We start from the raw sequence: 18,109 nt of genomic DNA, 5'->3' as shown, positions 1-18,109 counted from the left end.
GCGACGGAACCTTCTACGAACCCCGAACCCCACAGCTCGCTTGACGAAGGACATAGAGGCCCCCCCGGAGCGCTGCTCCCCGCACCCGCGGGGATGGTCCCGCACCTATGACAAGCAGGCCCGCAAGTGGCGGCTGCTCCCCGCACCCGCGGGGATGGTCCCTTCTTCACGACGTCCACGTCCCGAGTCGGCCACTGCTCCCCGCACCCGCGGGGATGGTCCCCGGCGCGTCATCGGCTCCGTGCTCCAGCGCCCCTGCTCCCCGCACCCGCGGGGATGGTCCCTGCCACCCGCCGGTGGGCCTGTACCGGGACAACTGCTCCCCGCACCCGCGGGGATGGTCCCATCCAGAACGTCACGATGCGCGACGTCACCATCTGCTCCCCGCACCCGCGGGGATGGTCCCCACATCGCCGCCGCGCCCTCCGGGCCGTACTTCTGCTCCCCGCACCCGCGGGGATGGTCCCTGCTCGCCGGCCTGCACCAGCGAGTCCCTCGTCTGCTCCCCGCACCCGCGGGGATGGTCCCGTCCACTCCCTTCGCCTCCCGGACGGGGGTCTCTGCTCCCCGCACCCGCGGGGATGGTCCCGGGGCGGCCGCGTCCTTGTTGGGGAGGGCACCCTGTGCGCCCTGCTCCCCGAACCCGCGGGGATGGTCCCTCCGACGAGTAGACGGGGTCAAGCGCACACTGGTGCCCGCTGCGTGACGCGAGGGATGCCGAGCTACTTCGGCATGACCATTCCCTGGTCCGTCACCTCGTAGCTCTGCAGGCACTCCAGGAGCCCAGCCTCCGACACGTTGTACGGACCGCCAGCCTGCTGCTTGCAGTACTTGGTCAGAATCTGACTCTTCTGGGCAGGAGTGAGCCCGACAGGCTGGTTGTTCTGCTGCTGGTCGTTCTGCGACTGGTCTCCCTGCCCCTGTACCCAGGGATCTGGGGAAGAGGTGCCGGAACCTCCACCGGAGCCCAGGACTGCACCGCCCAGAAAGAATGAAGCGACCGCAACGGCGACAACCCCGCTCCACAGGACCACCGGTCGCTTCCACCGGGGCATCTCCATCCTGGCAAGGATTTTCCGATACTCCGGATCGCTCTCCCACTCGTCCCGCCAACCGTGCGGGACCGCATCCGAGCCGATCGCCAGGTGCGCGGTGGGAGCACTGGCCGGGCGTGGTGGGAGGTCCGGGGTACGGGGCGACGTGTTCTCCACCGCAAGCTCCTTCAAGCCCTGACCGGCAACTACGTGGTGCACGGGGAGTCGGGCGGCACAGAGTATGCACTAGGCATACATGTGATCTACACGTACGTCCCAGTCGTGATCTAGTCGTGAGCTTCGCCCGACGGCCGCCAACCCGAGACCGTCACGACGCGGGGCTCTCCGACTGCGGTTGCGGCATTGCTCCATTGAGGCCACGCTCCACCAGCGGGCTGGCCGACTCGAGTAGACCGTTCAGTCGCGTCAACAGAAGACGAAGATCAACTCACCGAACAGGGGCCTTCCCCGCAGGCGCGGGGCACTATTGGGGTGGGCCGTTTGGCCGCCAGCCCATGGGACCATCCCCGCGGGCGCGGTCTCGCCGTGTGCTGGCACTGTGGAAGCGAGTCAGTTCCTCCGGCGAGGCGGGTGCCGGCGGCAGCAGGGACATACGGGCGGTGGAAGTGTCAGCCGGGCCGGCGCATGCACCCGGAGACGAGCCCGATTGAGACCATGAGTGCAGATCATGGCGAACCCAGTAGCGGTCGGCGCTCCCTGGGGCATGCAGCCCAGGCCGAGCGGGGCCGCCATCACCCCGGACAGGACCTGTAGCTGCGCGGTACGCCCCGGCGCACCGTGGGAGCGACTGCCCCTGTCTGTCACTAAGCGTCGCTGAATCAGCAGTGCGCAATCTGACGAAGGACGCCGCGAAACGGCTCGGCGGGGCGCTGCGGAAACTGCAATTGCAATCAGATGCAACCAGCGGGTCACCGTTGAGGCCCCCCCCCAGGGGTGGCCCTCGCCCCGCGTCGCAGGCGGAGTGGTGCCCGGAACCGGACTTGAACCGGTACGCCCGCGAGGGGCAGCGAGGTTTAAGCTCGCCGTGTCTGCATTCCACCATCCGGGCAGGCCATGGGCTCGCACTGCGGTTCCGAGCCTATCGGGACGGACCCCCCGTTCAGTGGCTGGGTGTACTCATGTTGTCTTGTTTTATTGACATGTGAGGGAGCATCAGACCTCGTGCGCGCCCATCGGCACTCGCCACCAGCGTTGCGGACCGGGCCCCGCGGCACGCACGGAATGACGGAATTTCACCGTCCCGACCAGGGGGCTCCACCTGTTCCCGATGTCCCCCTTCCAGGGGACGCGCCCCGGCGGCTCTCAGGGAGGCCCGTCATCCCTAGGTATGACGGCGGCCGGTGCCGTCCGTCCCGAGTCGGCCCCCGGAACCGGAACAGCGGCTGACTCCAGCGGGCCGGGCGGCGGAGACGATGGACAGGTCTTCGAAAAGGCCGTCCCACCGTTTCCCGTACCGTCAGGAGCCCCCCGCCGTGACCACCTCTTCCATCGCCGGCCGGACCACCGCAGTGGCCGCGCGCGCCACGGATCTGTCGAAGATCTACGGACAGGGCGAGACCCAGGTGGTCGCCCTCGACCGGGTCTCCGTCGACTTCGCGCAGGGCGAGTTCACCGCGATCATGGGACCGTCCGGGTCCGGCAAGTCCACGCTGATGCACTGCGTGGCCGGTCTCGACACCTTCTCCTCCGGGTCGGTCCGGGTCGGCGACACCGAGCTCGGCTCGCTGAAGGACAAGCAGCTCACCAGGCTGCGCCGGGACAAGATCGGCTTCATCTTCCAGGCGTTCAACCTGCTGCCGACGCTGACGGCCCTGGAGAACATCACGCTCCCCATGGACATCGCCGGCCGCAAGCCGGACAAGCAGTGGCTGGACACCGTGATCCGCATGGTCGGGCTCGCCGACCGGCTCGGCCACCGGCCCTCCCAGCTCTCCGGCGGCCAGCAGCAGCGCGTGGCCGTCGCCCGTGCGCTCGCCTCCCGGCCGGACATCGTCTTCGGCGACGAGCCGACCGGAAACCTCGACTCCCGCTCCGGCGCCGAAGTGCTCGGGTTCCTGCGCAACTCCGTACGCGAACTGGGCCAGACCGTGGTGATGGTGACCCACGACCCGGTGGCCGCCGCGTACGCGGACCGCGTGGTGTTCCTCGCCGACGGCCGGATCGTGGACGAGGTGTACGGGCCCACGGCGGAGTCGGTCCTGGACCGGATGAAGCAGTTCGACGCCAAGGGGCGCACCAGCTGACCCGGCGGTGGCGGCCGGACCCGCCCGGTCCAGCGTCCACCGCCTCCGCCCGGGCGTCCGCGTACCGCCCCTCCCGCCGCCGCCTACGCCCGGCCCCCACCACCACCTCGTAGACCTGGACTGAGACCTCCCATGTTCCGCACCGCCTTGCGCAACGTACTCGCGCACAAGGCCCGGCTCCTCATGACCGTGCTCGCCGTGATGCTCGGCGTCGCCTTCGTGTCGGGGACCCTGGTCTTCACCAACACCATCTCCGACGCCTACCAGAGGAGTTCCGCCAAGGGTTTCGACCAGGTCGACGTGGCCGTGGAGGCCAAGTACCAGGAGAGCAAGGGCGACCGGCTCGGCAGGACGCCCGAGCTGACCCGGGCGGAGCTCGACAGGAGCGCGCACGTGCCCGGGGCCGCCTCCGCGATCGGCGTCGTCAGGGGCTTCACCGCGATCGCCGGCAAGGACGGCAAGCTGATCGGTGACGGCTTCCAGTCGCAGGGCGGCAACTACTGGGGGACGGACGACCCGCGCTACCCGCTGAAGGAGGGCGCCGCCCCGCACGGGCGGGACCAGGTCGCCATCGATTCCGAGACCGCCCGGCGCACCGGGTACAAGGTCGGCGACACCCTGCGCCTCTCCGTCGACGGGCCCGTCCTGACCCCGAAGGTCACCGGCGTCTTCACCACCGACGACGGCAACGTCGCCGCCGGCGGCAGCCTCGCCCTGTTCGACACGGCCACCGCCCAGAAGCTGTTCGGCAAGCCGGGCACGTACGACGAGATCGACGTGCGGGCGAAGGCGGGCACGAGCCAGGCCGCGCTCAAGGCGCAACTGGACCGCGCGCTTCCCGCGGGGAAGACGGAGACGACGACCGGGCGTCAGCTCGCCGACGACCAGGCGCGGATGATCTCCGCCTCGATGAGCGGCCTGCGGCAGGGGCTGCTCGTCTTCGCGGGGATCGCGCTCTTCGTGGGCACGTTCATCATCGCCAACACCTTCACCATGCTGGTCGCGCAGCGCACCAGGGAACTGGCGCTGCTGCGCGCGGTCGGCGCCTCCCGCCGGCAGGTCACGCGGTCGGTGCTGATCGAGGCGTTCGTGGTGGGCGCGGTCGCCGCGGTGACCGGCCTGGTCGCGGGCGTCGGCATCGGCGCCGGACTGAGGTCCCTCATGGGCTCGCTGGGCGCGACCGTGCCCGACGGGCCGCTGGCCATCACGCCCGGCACGGTCGCCACCGCGCTCGCGGTCGGTGTCCTCGTGACCATGCTGGCCGCGTGGCTGCCCGGCCGCCGGGCCGCCAGGATCCCGCCGGTCGCGGCGATGAGCAGTGTGCACGCCAAGGCGACCACCAAGTCGCTGGTGCTGCGCAACACCTTGGGCGCGCTGTTCTCGGCGGCCGGTGTGGCCGTGGTCCTGGCGGCCACCACGATGGACGGCTCCGACGGGCAGGCCCCGATGGGTGTGGGCGCGGTCCTGCTCATCATCGGCGTGTTCATCCTGACCCCGCTGCTGTCCCGCCCGCTGATCGCGGCCGCGGCCCCGCTGCTGCGCGCCTTCGGGGTGTCGGGCCGGCTGGCCCGCCAGAACTCGGTGCGCAACCCGCGCCGTACGGCGGCCACGGCCTCGGCCCTGATGATCGGCCTGACCCTGATCACCGGCATGACGGTGATGGCGGGCAGCCTCCAGCGCTCGATCGACAAGATGGCCTCGGCCGCGATCCGCGCGGACTACGTGGTGTCGATGGCGAACGGCAACTCCCTCTCTCCCGAGGTCGGCAGGAAGCTCGCCGCCACCGAGGGCGTCACCGCGACCAGCCCGCTGCGCAACGCCCCCTCCCGGATCGGCGGCGAGACCGAGTACCTCACCGGTGTCGACGGCTCGGCGATCGCGAAGCTCACCGACCTGAAGGTCGACGAGGGCGCCTTCACGGTCGCCGGCAGCCGGGTGGCCGTGGACGACAAGACCGCCAAGTCGCACGGCTGGAAGGCCGGTTCGGCCTTCACCGTCTCCTACGAGGACGGCCGCAGGCAGCGCCTGACCGTCGCCGGGGTGTACGAGGGCAACGAGATGATCCGCGGGATCATGCTCGACAACGCCACCCTCACCCCGCACGTCAAGGACCCGGCCGACATGCAGGTCATGGTCAAGACGGCCGGCGGCGCCTCGAGCGCGGCCAAGGACCGGCTGACCGAGGCCCTCGGCTCCAACCCGGCCATCAAGGTGCAGGACAAGAAGGACATCTCCAACAGCATCGCGCAGATGTTCACGCTGATGCTGAACATGCTCTACGGCCTGCTCGCCATGGCGGTGATCGTCGCGGTCCTCGGGGTCATCAACACGCTGGCGATGTCGGTGTTCGAGCGCTCCCAGGAGATCGGCATGCTCCGTGCCATCGGTCTGGACCGCCGGGGCATCAAGCGGATGGTGCGCCTGGAGTCCCTGGTGATCTCCCTGTTCGGCGGGGTGCTCGGGATCGGGCTCGGGGTGTTCTTCGGCTGGGCGGCCGGTGAGCTGCTCGGCACCAGGATGGCGACGTACGAACTGGTGCTGCCCTGGGCGCGGATGGCGGTGTTCCTGCTGCTGGCGGCCGCGGTCGGTGTGCTCGCGGCGCTGTGGCCGGTCCGGCGCGCGGCCCGGCTGAACATGCTCCAGGCCATCAAGTCGGAGTAGTCGCAGGCGACTTCGGGCCCCGTTCCGCCGCGAGCATCCGCCGCGGAACGGGGCCCGTTCGCGTATTCGGTTATACGGCCGGCGCTCCCCACGTGCGGGCGCGCAGCGGCATCCCGGAGTCGCCGGACTCCGGGGTCCGCACCGCCAGCACCTGGTTGACTCCGATGCGGTTGCGCTCGAAGGCGAGCGCGGAGGCCGCCATGTAGAGCTTCCAGACGCGGGCCCGGCCGGGGCTGGTGAGCTGCACCGCGCGTGCCCAGTCCGCCTCCAGGTTGGCGACCCAGCGGCGCAGGGGCAGGTCGTAGTGCTCGCGCAGGGACTCCACGTCGCGCACCTCGAAGCCCGCGCGTTCGAGCTGGGTGACGGTGGTGCCGATGGGGGCGAGTTCGCCGTCGGGGAAGACGTAGGCGTCGATGAACTCGTCCACGTGGTACGCCGACTCGTCGTGGTGCGGGCGGCGGCCGATCTGGTGGTTGAGCAGCCGTCCGCCGGGCTTGAGCAGCGCGTGCAGGGTCCGGGTGTACTCCAGGTAGCGGGCGGCGCCGACGTGTTCGGCCATGCCGATGGAGGAGATGGCGTCGTAGGGTCCGTCGGTCACGTCCCGGTAGTCCTGGACGCGGATCTCGACCTTGTCGGTGAGGCCCTGGTCGGCGACGCGCTTGCGGGCGTAGGCGGCCTGCTCCTGGGAGAGGGTGACGCCGACGACGCTCACGCCGTGCTCGCGGGCCGCGTGGACGGCCATCGAGCCCCAGCCGCAGCCGACGTCGAGGAGACGCTGACCGGGTTTCAGGTCGAGCTTGCGGCAGACGAGTTCGAGCTTGTCGCGCTGGGCCTCCTCGAGGGTGGCGGCGGGTTCCGGGGCCGGCCAGTAGGCGCAGGAGTACACCATGGACGGGCCCAGGACGAGTTCGTAGAAGTCGTTGCCGACGTCGTAGTGGTGGCTGATGGCGCGCTTGTCGCTGCGCCGGGTGTGGAGGTGGCCGGGGCGGCGGACCTCCTCGGGGGGCGGGGCGGGCGGCAGCGGCGGGCCGGCCAGCTTCACCAGGCCGCGGACGGCGGCGCGGAACTCCGGGTCGCGCAGCGCCTGGGCGAGGCCGCGGGTGTCCTCGCCGCGCTCCCAGACGAGGCCGGAGAGCAGTTCGAGGGCGCGGTACAGGTCGCCCTCGACGGTCAGGTCGCCGGCCACCCAGGCGCGGGCGAGGCCGAGTTCGCCCGGTTTGAACAGCAGCCGCCGCAGCGCGCGGCGGTTGCGTACGACGAGCGTCGGCGCCCCGGGCGGGCCGGCCTCGGAGCCGTCCCAGGCGCGCAGGCGCACCGGGATCGGTGTTCCCATCAACTGTTCGAGCAGTCGCGTGAGCCGCAGCGCGGCGTCGGGCATGGTGCACACCTCCGTGACGACGAACGCCGGAATGTCATCCACCACGTAAACACCAACGGGCCCACCGCGCAGTCCCGCAATGGGGTTACGACTGGGCAAAGCGCTTGCAGAGACCACCTATCCGGGCTCGCGGGGCCGCGCGGGCGAGCCCGGACACGCCGAAGGGGCCGCCCGCACCACGGATGGCGGGCGGCCCCTTCGGGAGGTTCCCTACGGGACGGTGGTCCCTACGGAACGGTGGTGCCCTTCGGGACGGCCGTCGCGTTCGGGACGGCCGTCGCGTTCGGGACGGTCACCGACAGGGCGTCAGGAGGCCTTGGCCTTCTCGCCGGTCGAGCTCGCGGCGGCGACCGGCGCGGGCTTGGCGGCCTCGTAGAACTCCTCGCGGGGGTTCTCCATGGCGCCCAGGGACACGACCTCGCGCTTGAGGAACATGGCCAGGGTCCAGTCGGCGAAGACGCGGATCTTGCGGTTCCAGGTGGGCATCGCCAGGCCGTGGTAGCCGCGGTGCATGTACCAGGCCAGGCGGCCGCGCAGCTTGATCTTCATCTTGCCCATGACGATCATCGCCACGCCCTTGTGCAGGCCGAGGCCCGCGACCGCGCCCTTGTTGGCGTGGCTGTACTCCTTCTGCGGGAAGCCCCGCATGCCGGAGACCACGTTGTCGCCGAGGACCTTGGCCTGACGCAGCGCGTGCTGGGCGTTGGGCGGGCACCAGGCGTTCTCGTTGCCCGCCTTGCGGCCGACGAGGTCGGGCACCTGCGCGTTGTCGCCGGCGGCCCAGATGTAGTCGGTGCCCTTGACCTGGAGGGTGGGCTCGCAGTCGACGTGACCGCGCGGGCCCAGCGGCAGGCCGAAGCGGGCCAGGGCCGGGTTCGGCTTGACGCCGGCGGTCCACACGATGGTGTTGGAGTCGACCTCGAGGCCGTTCTTCAGCACCACGTGGCCGTCGACGCAGGAGTCCATGGAGGTGGACAGGTAGACCTCGACGCCGCGGCCCTCGAGGTGCTCCTTGCCGTACTGGCCGAGCTTCGGGCCGACCTCGGGGAGGATCTTGTCGGCGGCGTCGACGAGGATGAAGCGCATGTCCTCGCGGGACACGTTGTTGTAGTACTTGGCCGCGTCCCGGGCCATGTCCTCGACCTCACCGATGGTCTCGGCGCCGGCGAAGCCGCCGCCGACGAACACGAAGGTGAGCGCCCTGCGGCGGATCTCCTCGTCGGTGGTGGAGTCGGCCTTGTCGAGCTGCTCCAGAACGTGGTTGCGCAGGCCGATGGACTCCTCGATGCCCTTCATGCCGATGCCCTGCTCGGCGAGGCCGGGGATCGGGAAGGTGCGGGAGACCGCGCCCATCGCGATGACCAGGTAGTCGAACGGCAGCTCGTACGCCTCGCCGACGAGCGGCGCGATCGTGGCGACCTTGCGGTCCTGGTCGATGGTGGTGACCCGGCCGGTGAGGACCTCCGCCTTGGGAAGCACGCGCCGCAGCGGGACGACGACGTGACGCGGGGAGATGCTGCCGGCGGCGGCTTCGGGGAGGAAGGGCTGGTAGGTCATGTACGACCGGGGGTCGACGACCGTGACGGTCGCCTCGCCGTAGCGCATCTTCTTGAGAATGCGCCGAGCTGCGTACAGGCCTACGTACCCACCGCCTACTACGAGGATCCTGGGACGCTCCGTGGTGCTCATGGGATCGAGTATCCACCTGCCTCAGGGGGGTCGCTCGTGCGCCCCTTCACAAGCTCGGACATGCCCTGTGTTAGACTCCGCGGCCCGCCTGGCCGGGGGCGGGACGGCCCATGGGCGTCGGTGTCCGGTTCCGACCGTTGTCAAGGGCGCGTGAGCTGCCACTTGGCACCTCGGCGGCCCTCCGGGAGGGTCGGGCGCGATGCCCGGACGGGAGGCGGGAGGCACTCTCTTGAGCTCCCGTCAAGGGCCCTTGAGTCCCCGGACGGGGCAACGAGGGTCCTTGAATCCTCCGGGTCGGCCGAAATCCTTGTGAAGAACTTCACGAAGTTTTCCGGCGGGGTGTCGTCGCAGGCCACCGGAGCGGCCCGGAACCTCGCTCACACGTTACCCAAACCGCTCAGGCGAGGCTACCGATCAGTAGCACCGGGGCCGCGAAGAGACGGGGCTCACGCCCCCGCGGTGACGCGCGGCCCGGGTCGTCCGGGGTGCCGGGCCGCGCTCGTGAGGGACCGCGGACCAACGGGTCACGGGCGCCTGCGGCCCCGCCCCGTGTCGTCGATGTCGCCGGTCTCGCCGGTCTCGTCGGCGACGGGCTCGGCCTCGCCCTTGATGCGCTCCTTGCGCACCCGCCCGCGGACGGTCTCCTGCTCGGTGTGCTCCTCGGTGGTCAGCCGCACCCGTTCCACCGGCACGGCCTCCGTCTCCACCACCGGGCGCTCCTCGTGCAGCACGACCTCGTGCTCGGCCTCGCTGATCTCGGGCCCCGACAGGGCGGCGTCGCGGTTGGCGTCGGTGATGGGCTCGCGCTCGACGCGGACCTCCTCGTGCCGCACCGGGACGGTCTTCTCGACCTCCTCGGTCACCACGTACTTGCGCAGCCGCGCACGGCCCACCTCACGGCGCTCCACGCCCACGTGCATGCGCTCCTCGGAGAGCGTCATGGCGTCGTCGCCCTCGCGCGTGCGTCCCTGGGCGCCCGTCGCGGGCGTACGGCGGCCGGTGGCGGCCTCGCTGCGGCCGCCGGCCGCGGCCTGCGGGCGCCCGGTGGCCGCCGTGTCGCGAGCGGTTGGGCCCGGGCCGGGCTTCGGGGCCGTCCGCCCGGCGGCACCCGCCGCACCCGCGGCGCCTCCCGCGGCCGCGCCGCCCGCCGCGGCTCCGCCGGCGCCGTGCGCCCAGCCGCCCTCGCCGGGACGGTTGGCCCTCGACCAGGCCTCGTCCCAGTCGATGCCGTAGTAGTCGTAGAGCTGGTGCTCCTCGTCCTGCGAGAGGTGGCCGCCCGAGTCGATGTCGACGTGCGGGGCGTCCTTGACCTTGCCCTTGGTGTACGGGACCTCCATGTGGTCGCCCACCAGGTCGGCGTCGCGCAGGGGCACGAAGGACTCGCTGGTGCCGAACAGGCCCGTCTTGACGGACACCCACTCCGGGCGTCCCGTGGCGTCGTCGAGGAAGATGTGCTTGGCGTCGCCGATCTTCTTCCCGCCCTCGTCGAGGACCGGGTGGTCCAGGACGGCCGGAAGCTGCTCTCTGGTGATCATGCGCGTTTCACCCTTCTTCGGAGCTGTTCACCTCCCGGTTCTCCGCCCCACCAGCCCCAAAACGGAACATACGAAACAAAGCACACCCTCTTTCACACAGCGCCCGCCGAGACGCTCACGCCAAGGACCACGCGATGCCGTCGAGGATGTCGTGTTCGCTGACGACGACCTCCTGGGCGCCGATCCGCTCCATGACCGCCAGCAGCACCAGGGCGCCCGCGCCGATCACGTCGACCCGGCCCGGGTGCAGGGACGGGATGGCGGACCGCTCGGCGTGCGTGGAGTGGAGCAGAGCCTCGGTGATCTCGCGGACGCGGTCGTGGGAGACGCGGGAGTGGTGGATGACCGACGAGTCGTACTCGGGCAGTTCCTGCGCGATCGCCGACACGGTGGTCACCGAACCGGCCAGGCCCACCAGCGTGTGCGCCTCGCGCAGCGGGACCGTCTCCTCGGCGAGGTCGAGGGCGGCCTCGATGTCGGCCCGTATGGCGGCGATCTGCTTCTCGGTGGGCGGGTCGCTCACCACGCCGTCCCGCACCAGGTGACGCTCCGTCATACGGACGCAGCCCACGTCCACCGAGCGGGCGGCGCGCGCGTGGTCGTCGCCCACCACGAACTCCGTGGAGCCGCCTCCGATGTCCACCACCAGGAACGGCCGGGGCAGATCCGCACGCCCCGTCAGTTCCCGCGTGGCGCCCGTGAAGGAGAACTCCGCCTCCTGGTCGCCGGTGATGACCTCGGGCTCGACGCCCAGGATGTCCACCACCCCGCGCACGAACTCGTCGCGGTTCTCGGCGTCCCGGGAGGCGGAGGTGGCCACGAAGCGCAGGCGCTCGGCGCCGTGCTCCCTGATGGCCTCGGCGTACTCGCGGCAGGCCGCGAAGGTGCGGGCCAGCGCCTCGGGGGCGAGCCGGCCGGTGCGGTCGACGCCCTGGCCGAGCCGCACGATGGTCATACGCCGGTCCAGATCGACCAGTTCGCCCGTCTCGGGGTTCACGTCCGCGACGAGCAGGCGGATGGAGTTCGTACCGCAGTCGACGGCGGCGACCCGGGTCACCGGCCCTCCTCCTCGTCCTTCTCGCACGCGTCCGGCACCGTCACGCACGGGCCCTTGCGCCACCACTCGGGCAGCAGGGCGATCGCCTCGTCGCCCAGCGGGTTCACACCGGGTCCCGCGGCCAGCGAGTGGGCGACCAGCACGTGCAGGCACTTGACCCGGTCGGGCATGCCGCCCGCGCTCGGGAAGCCGGTCAGCTCCTCGATCTCGTCCCGCCGCCGGATGTAGTCCTCGTGCGCGGCGCGGTAGGCCGCGGCGAGTTCCGGGTCGGCGGCCAGCCGCTCCGTCATCTCCTTCATCACGCCCTCGGCCTCCAGAGTGCCGATGGCCGACGCCGCGCGCGGGCAGGTCAGGTAGTACAGCGTCGGGAAGGGCGTGCCGTCGGGCAGCCGCGGGGCGGTCTCGACGACGTCCGGCTGCCCGCAGGGGCACCGGTGTGCGATCGCGCGCAGCCCGCGCGGCGGCCGCCCGAGCTGCTGCTTGAAGGCCTCGACGTCCGCGTCGGTGGGTTCGGTGCGCGGGGTGGGCGGCGGAGGGGTGTGCATGCCTGTACGAAGATCTCTCTGTCGGTTCACCGGTGGGCGGCGTCGGACTTGTCGACGCCGTACCAGACGTTCGTGTACCAGGGGCGGCGGGCCGTCCCCTGCTCGGCGCGGGACCGCTTGGCGGCGCCGGGGTCGACCACGGTGTAGCCGGTCTCCCCGGGCAGCACGTAGTGCAGCCGCTGCCGGATCTGCTGCTCGGCGTAGGAGTCGTCCTGCCAGCGGGCCTTGAGGTCGCGCAGCTGCTCGACCCGCTCCCGCGCCTGCCGCTTCTGCCGTTGCAGGTCGGCGACCTCGGCGCGCTGGGAGACGTACTGGCGCATCGGGTAGGCCAGCGCGACCACCATCGAGCACACCACGAGCGCGAGCAGCGCGGCGCGGCCGGTCAGCCGGGAGCGGCGGGCCTGCCGCCGGGTCTGGGAGCGGTAGACCCGGGCCGCGGTCTGCTCCCCGAGCAGCCTCAGCCTGGTCGCGGTGGAGAACCGGTCCCGGTCCTTCACGGCCATTGTCCCGCCTCCCGTTCGTGCGCCTCACGGCCCGCGCGCGTACGCGCGTACGTCCCCGGACACGGTACGGGACCGGTACGGGGACGTACGTACGACTGGCTAAGGCTTGACCCTCAACGGCTCAGCGGTTCAGCCCTTGAAGCGGGGGAAGGCCGAGCGGCCGGCGTACACCGCGGCGTCGTCGAGGATCTCCTCGATGCGCAGCAGCTGGTTGTACTTGGCCACGCGCTCGGAGCGGGCCGGGGCGCCGGTCTTGATCTGGCCGCAGTTGGTGGCGACGGCCAGGTCGGCGATGGTGACGTCCTCGGTCTCGCCGGAGCGGTGGGACATCATGCACTTGAAGCCGTTGCGCTGGGCGAGCTCGACGGCGTCGAGGGTCTCGGTGAGCGAGCCGATCTGGTTCACCTTGACCAGCAGGGCGTTGGCGGTGCCCTCCTCGATGCCGCGGGCCAGGCGCTCGGGGTTGGTGACGAACAGGTCGTCGCCGACGAGCTGGACCTTGTCGCCGAGCTTGTCGGTGATGACCTTCCAGCCGGCCCAGTCGTCCTCGAACAGCGGGTCCTCGATGGAGACGAGCGGGTAGGCCGCGACGAGCTCCTCGTAGTACTCCGTCATCTCGGCGGCGGAGCGCTCCTTGCCCTCGAAGAGGTACTTGCCGTCCTTGTAGAACTCGGAGGCGGCGACGTCGAGGGCGAGGGCGATCTGCTCGCCGGGCGCGTACCCGGCCTCCTTGATCGCCTCGAGGATGAGGTCGAGGGCCTCGCGGTTGGAGCCGAGGTTGGGGGCGAAGCCGCCCTCGTCGCCGAGGCCGGTGGCCAGGCCCTTGCTCTTCAGGACCTTCTTCAGGGTGTGGTAGACCTCGGCGCCCCAGCGCAGGGCCTCGGAGAAGGACTCCGCGCCGATCGGGGCGATCATGAACTCCTGGATGTCCACGTTGGAGTCGGCGTGCGAGCCGCCGTTCAGGATGTTCATCATCGGCACCGGCAGCAGGTGCGCGTTGGGGCCGCCCAGGTAGCGGAAGAGGGGGAGGTCGCTGGCCTCGGAGGCGGCGTGGGCGACGGCGAGCGAGACGCCGAGGATGGCGTTGGCGCCGAGCGAGCCCTTGTTGTCGGTGGCGTCCAGGTCGAACATGGCCTGGTCGATCAGGCGCTGCTCGGTGGCGTCGTAGCCGACCAGCTCCGGGCCGATCTGCTCGATGACGGCGAGGACGGCCTTCTCGACGCCCTTGCCCTGGTAGCGGTCCGGGTCACCGTCGCGGAGCTCGATGGCCTCGAAGGCGCCCGTGGAGGCGCCGGACGGGACGGCGGCACGGCCGGTGCTGCCGTCGTCGAGGCCGACCTCGACCTCGACCGTGGGGTTGCCTCGGGAGTCCAGGATTTCCCGGGCTACGACGACGTCGATGGACGGCACGAGCATCTCCTTCTGGGATGTGACGCTTGAGGTGCGCGGCTGGAGTGCCTTGCGACTAGAGCCTAACCGCCGCGGGCCGCCCGGCGACCGACCGACCGTCCCGTGGACAGGGTGACGGTACACATTGTTCCCTCGCGGAACAAAGGGCGAGGTGGCAGGGCCGTAGCCGGGAACGGAAAAGCCCCGTCCCGGCGCGTACGGGGGAGAACGCACCGGGACGGGGGGTTTCGTGGGGCCGTGGGGGTCAGCCCCACGAGGCCTCGGTCATGCGCGCCGCGCCTGTGCGGGGCGTGCGACCGGGCCCTGGGCGGGCTGTCACTTCAGGTGCAGCTGCTGGCCCGGGTAGATGAGGTCGGCGTTGTCGACGATGTCCTTGTTCAGCTGGAACAGCTTCTCCCAGCCGCCCTTGACGTGGTGCTTGGCGGCGATGGAGCTGAGGGTGTCGCCGGTGACCACCTTGTACTCGCCGTCACCCTTCTTGACCTTCTTGCCGGTCGGGGTGGTGACGGTCTTCTTCGGGGCCGGACGCGTCGCCGAGCGGTTGGCGGCCTGCTGCTCGGTGGAGCGGCTCGTGGTGGTGCTCTTCGTCGAGTTGCCGCTCGAGGAGCCGCTGTTCGACGAGGAGGGGGCGCTGCCGGTGTAGCCGGCGCCGGACAGGCCCTTGCCGCAGACCGGCCAGGCGCCCTTGCCCTGGCCCGCGAGGACCTTCTCGGCCACGGCTATCTGCTGCGACTTGGAGGCGAGGTCGGCGCGCGAGGCGTAGGCGGTGCCGCCGTACGCGGCCCAGGTGGAGTTGGTGAACTGCAGGCCGCCGTAGAAGCCGTTGCCGGTGTTGATGGACCAGTTGCCGCCGGACTCGCACTGGGCGACCGCGTCCCACTCGGAGGCGGTGGCGGCGGAGGCGTTGCCGGCCGCCATCAGCGGGGCGGCGACGGCGGCGCCGGTGACACCGGCGAGCGCGATGACGCGGGTGGCCTTGGACGGACGGCGGTGCTTGCCCTTGCTGGAGAACAGCATGGATGGATCCCCTCACCGACGCCTGCGAGGTGAGCTGTCGGGTTCGGGCCGGTTGAGTTGCCCGGCCGTGCCCCTTTTGTGAGGCACGGCTTCACCCCTAGCCGCTCCGGCGAACTGCCCGGCGCGGCACTTACCTTGGGTCCCCCGCTCCTGCCGACGGCGCTTGACGCGACGACTGTTCCCGTACGGCCGCTGGCAGGATTCGGCGTTGCGGCCGCCGGGGCTCGCGGTGGCGAGCGGTCACGACCGTAGACACGTGATCCGCCGAATTTCAAAGACGATCAGGGCTTCTGAGACTCATCCCACACTTTCACCGAAAGGGACATTCAGTGCGAAGTGTGACGCGAACTCCCGCTACTTCTGGGCGTTTTCGACCGGGACATCCAGGCTTTGACCGGCGACGATGTGGTCCGGGTCGGCGCCGATGGCCTGCTCGTTGGCGGCGTAGAGCGCGCGCCATCCGCCGCTGACGGAAAGGGAGTCGGCGATGGACGCGAGGGAGTCACCGGAGCGGACGGTGTAGGTGGTGCCGGCGAGGGTGCGGACGTCCTCGCCGCCGCGCGAGGCGTGCCGGCCGGAGGAGGCCGCCGCGCCGTCGGCGTCCGGGCCCTCGGCGGCGCTGCCGCCGCGGTGCCGGCCGCCGCCGAGGGCTCCGGTGTCCACGAGGGCCGAAGAACCGGCACTCTGGACATAGTTGTCCGACTCGCCCGGTTCGGTGCTCGGGGAGGGCGAGGCGGAGGGAGTGCCGGAGCCGCCGGCACCGGAAGCCGTGCCGGACTTGGCCGGTTGGTCCGTCTCGCCGGAAGTGGGGGCCGAAGTCGAGGGCTTCGAGGGGGACCCGGTGGACGATCCCGGCTTCGCGGATGAACCGGACGAGCTGGACGAGCCGGACGAGTCGGAGGGCTTGGCCGAGGGGCTGGGCGAACCGGACGAACCGGAGGAACCGGTCGAGTCGGCGGAACCCTGGGTGGAGTCGGACAGACCGTGGTCACTCGCCCCGGAGCGGCCGGACGAGCCGGACGAGTTGGACGAGTTGGACGAACCGGAGGACGAGCCGGCCACGCCGGTGTCGACGTTCGCCGCACCGGAGTCCTTGGTGAGCCCGGAGAGCAGACCGCAGGTCGGCCAGGCGCCCGGACCGCGGTCGGCGAGTATCTTCTCGGCCACGGCTATCTGCTGGGACCTGCTGGCCTGGTCCGCGCTCGGCGCGAAGGAGAGGCCGCCGTACTTCTCCCAGTCGTCCTGGGTCAACTGAAGGCCGCCGTAGTAGCCGTTGCCGTTGTCGGCGCTCCAGGAGCCGCCGGTCTCGCACTCCGCCACCTTGTCCCACGTGGTGCCGTCGGCCGCGCTCGCGCCGCTCGCGCCCAGCAGCGGGATGGCGATGGCGGAGCCGGTCACTCCGGCGGCGACGAGGAGGGCCGGAGCCTGACGGGGGCGACGGTGACGACCGTTCCCGGAGAGCATGCGGAGGCCTTTCGTACGACAGCGGTGACCCGCGCGGCGGGAGGTACTCCGCGCCACGCTGATGCGTGAAGGTATCGGCTGCCGATCACTTGTCACAAGTTAATGCCGCGCAGATCACGTGAAGATCACATAGTTGAACGTGCGTCATGTTTGCGCTCGTCAGAGAGGTGTCGTCAGGAGCGCCGAGCGCGCCATCCGCCAGGAACCGGTTCACCTGGGGGCGAACCGGACCGGCAGCGTCCGCAGCCCGCGCATGATGAGCCCGCCGCGCCAGCGCAACTCCGCCGGGTCGGCGTCGAGTCGCAGGTCGGGCAGCCGGGTGAGGAGGGTGGCGAGCGCGGTCTGGCCCTCCAGACGGGCGAGCGGGGCGCCTAGGCAGTAGTGGATGCCGTGCCCGTACCCCAGGTGCTGGTTGTCCCTGCGGGCGAGGTCGAGGGTGTCCGGACCGGGGAACCGCGCCGGGTCCCGGTCGGCGGCGGCGAGGACGACGAGGACCGGGTCGCCGGGGGCGATGTCCTGGCCGCCGATGGCGAGCGGCTCGGTGGCGAACCGCCAGGTGGCGAGCTCCACCGGCCCGTCGTAGCGCAGGAGTTCCTCCACGCCGGTCTCCAGCAGGCCGCGCTCCCCGGCCGCGAGGGAGGCCTGGAGCCGCTCGCGCTGGCCGGGGTGGGTGAGCAGGGCGTACGTGCCGTTGCCGATGAGGTTGACCGTGGTCTCGAAGCCCGCGAACAGGAGGATGAAGGCCATCGCCGCGGCCTCGTTCTCGGTGAGGTGCTCGCCGTGGTCGGAGGCGCGGATCAGGCCCGAGATGAGGTCCTCGCCGGGCGCGGGTTCGGCGGGGAGCGCGGCGCGCTTGCGGTGGATGAGCTCGGCGAGGTAGCCGCGCATCTTCTTCACCGAGCGGGCGACGCCGCCTCGCGGGCCCTTGCCGTGCCGGATCATCATGCCCGCCCAGTCGCGGAAGTCGTCCTGGTCCTCGCGCGGGACACCGAGCAGGTCGCAGATGGCGTAGATGGGCAGCGGGAAGGCGAACTCGTGGATCAGGTCGGCGGTGCCGCGCCCGGCGAAGCCGTCGATGAGGCCGTCGGCCAGCTCCTGCACGCGGGGCGCGAACTCGGCGACCCGGCGGGGCGTGAACGCCTTGCTGACCAGCCGGCGCAGGCGCGTGTGGTCGGGCGGGTCGATGTTGAGCAGATGCGTCATCAGCTCGGCCTTGCGCTCGCCCGGGATGCCCGTCTTGCCCTTCGCGTGGGCGGGCTCGTCGTGGTGCGCGGGGTTCTTGCTGAGCCGCTGGTCGGCGAGGGCCTGCCGGGCGTCGGCGTAACGGGTCACCAGCCAGGCCTCCACGCCGCTCGGCAGGCGGGTGCGGTGCACGGGGGCGTGCTCGCGCAGCCAGGCGTAGGCCGGGTAGGGGTCGCTCGCGAACTCCCAGGTGAAGAGCTCGGGCGGCGTGCTCCGGCCGGGGTCCGGGGCAGGGGTGGAGGCAGGCTGGTCGTGCATGCGACCGACCCTAGGGCCTGCGCGACCGCCCTTGGGACCTGCCCGGCTCCCT

Annotated in this window: 13 protein-coding genes, 1 tRNA gene, 1 CRISPR repeat array and 1 riboswitch; of the genes, 2 read left to right on the top strand and 12 right to left on the bottom strand. The window is 71.2% G+C overall.

The window, feature by feature from the left end; translation table 11 throughout:
• Nucleotides 1-72: 72 nt before the first annotated feature.
• Nucleotides 73-659: direct repeats of the CRISPR family, unit length 29 nt; unit sequence CTGCTCCCCGCACCCGCGGGGATGGTCCC.
• Nucleotides 660-722: 63 nt separating this feature from the next.
• Entirely contained in the window at nt 723-1,211 is a 489-nt protein-coding gene (locus IE217_RS30405) for a hypothetical protein (protein WP_190181174.1), read from the bottom strand.
• An 806-nt stretch (nt 1,212-2,017) separates the two neighbouring features.
• Nucleotides 2,018-2,103, bottom strand: a tRNA-Leu gene (locus IE217_RS30400).
• Between the two features lie 424 nt (nt 2,104-2,527).
• Here IE217_RS30400 and IE217_RS30395 point away from each other — a divergent pair.
• Both IE217_RS30395 and IE217_RS30390 read left to right on the top strand, forming a co-directional pair.
• Nucleotides 2,528-3,298 carry an ABC transporter ATP-binding protein gene (locus tag IE217_RS30395; protein ID WP_189708068.1) on the top strand — a complete coding sequence of 257 codons (771 nt, stop codon included), beginning with the start codon at nt 2,528-2,530 and terminating at the stop codon, nt 3,296-3,298.
• Nucleotides 3,299-3,430: 132 nt separating this feature from the next.
• On the top strand, nt 3,431-5,959 hold the full coding sequence (locus IE217_RS30390; protein WP_190181173.1) for an ABC transporter permease: 2,529 nt from the start codon (nt 3,431-3,433) through the stop codon (nt 5,957-5,959).
• A 70-nt stretch (nt 5,960-6,029) separates the two neighbouring features.
• Here the strand turns inward: IE217_RS30390 and IE217_RS30385 are convergent, their stop codons facing one another.
• The 10 genes from IE217_RS30385 to IE217_RS30340 all read right to left on the bottom strand — a co-directional run bounded on the left by IE217_RS30385 (nt 6,030) and on the right by IE217_RS30340 (nt 18,057).
• A complete protein-coding gene (locus tag IE217_RS30385) occupies nt 6,030-7,337 on the bottom strand; it encodes an SAM-dependent methyltransferase (protein WP_190181181.1) in 1,308 nt (435 codons plus the stop codon).
• 306 nt (nt 7,338-7,643) lie between these two features.
• Entirely contained in the window at nt 7,644-9,026 is a 1,383-nt protein-coding gene (locus IE217_RS30380; protein ID WP_190181172.1) for an NAD(P)/FAD-dependent oxidoreductase, read from the bottom strand.
• Nucleotides 9,027-9,550: 524 nt separating this feature from the next.
• Nucleotides 9,551-10,561 (bottom strand): DUF2382 domain-containing protein, encoded by a 1,011-nt coding sequence (locus tag IE217_RS30375; protein WP_190181171.1) that lies wholly within the window; start codon nt 10,559-10,561, stop codon nt 9,551-9,553.
• Between the two features lie 115 nt (nt 10,562-10,676).
• Nucleotides 10,677-11,618 (bottom strand): Ppx/GppA phosphatase family protein, encoded by a 942-nt coding sequence (locus tag IE217_RS30370; RefSeq protein ID WP_190181170.1) that lies wholly within the window; start codon nt 11,616-11,618, stop codon nt 10,677-10,679.
• Nucleotides 11,615-12,163, bottom strand: coding sequence for a DUF501 domain-containing protein (locus IE217_RS30365; RefSeq protein WP_190181169.1), 549 nt, complete (start codon nt 12,161-12,163; stop codon nt 11,615-11,617). Before IE217_RS30365 ends, IE217_RS30370 begins: the two co-directional genes overlap by 4 nt.
• Before the next feature lie 26 nt (nt 12,164-12,189).
• Complete coding sequence (locus tag IE217_RS30360; RefSeq protein WP_190181168.1) at nt 12,190-12,666, bottom strand: FtsB family cell division protein; 477 nt, start codon at nt 12,664-12,666, stop codon at nt 12,190-12,192.
• A 129-nt stretch (nt 12,667-12,795) separates the two neighbouring features.
• A complete protein-coding gene (gene eno, locus IE217_RS30355; RefSeq protein ID WP_444545575.1) occupies nt 12,796-14,076 on the bottom strand; it encodes a phosphopyruvate hydratase in 1,281 nt (426 codons plus the stop codon).
• 315 nt (nt 14,077-14,391) lie between these two features.
• On the bottom strand, nt 14,392-15,093 hold the full coding sequence (locus IE217_RS30350; protein WP_190181166.1) for a LysM peptidoglycan-binding domain-containing protein: 702 nt from the start codon (nt 15,091-15,093) through the stop codon (nt 14,392-14,394).
• 4 nt (nt 15,094-15,097) lie between these two features.
• Nucleotides 15,098-15,265: riboswitch (cyclic di-AMP (ydaO/yuaA leader) on the bottom strand.
• Nucleotides 15,266-15,447: 182 nt separating this feature from the next.
• On the bottom strand, nt 15,448-16,557 hold the full coding sequence (locus IE217_RS30345) for a LysM peptidoglycan-binding domain-containing protein (RefSeq protein WP_190181165.1): 1,110 nt from the start codon (nt 16,555-16,557) through the stop codon (nt 15,448-15,450).
• Between the two features lie 210 nt (nt 16,558-16,767).
• Nucleotides 16,768-18,057 carry a cytochrome P450 family protein gene (locus tag IE217_RS30340; protein ID WP_190181164.1) on the bottom strand — a complete coding sequence of 430 codons (1,290 nt, stop codon included), beginning with the start codon at nt 18,055-18,057 and terminating at the stop codon, nt 16,768-16,770.
• Nucleotides 18,058-18,109 lie beyond the last annotated feature (52 nt).

This window comes from Streptomyces naganishii JCM 4654, from assembly GCF_014650575.1.
GTDB classification, from domain to species: Bacteria; Actinomycetota; Actinomycetes; order Streptomycetales; family Streptomycetaceae; genus Streptomyces; species Streptomyces naganishii.
This window is presented reverse-complemented; position numbering and strand designations above follow the sequence as displayed.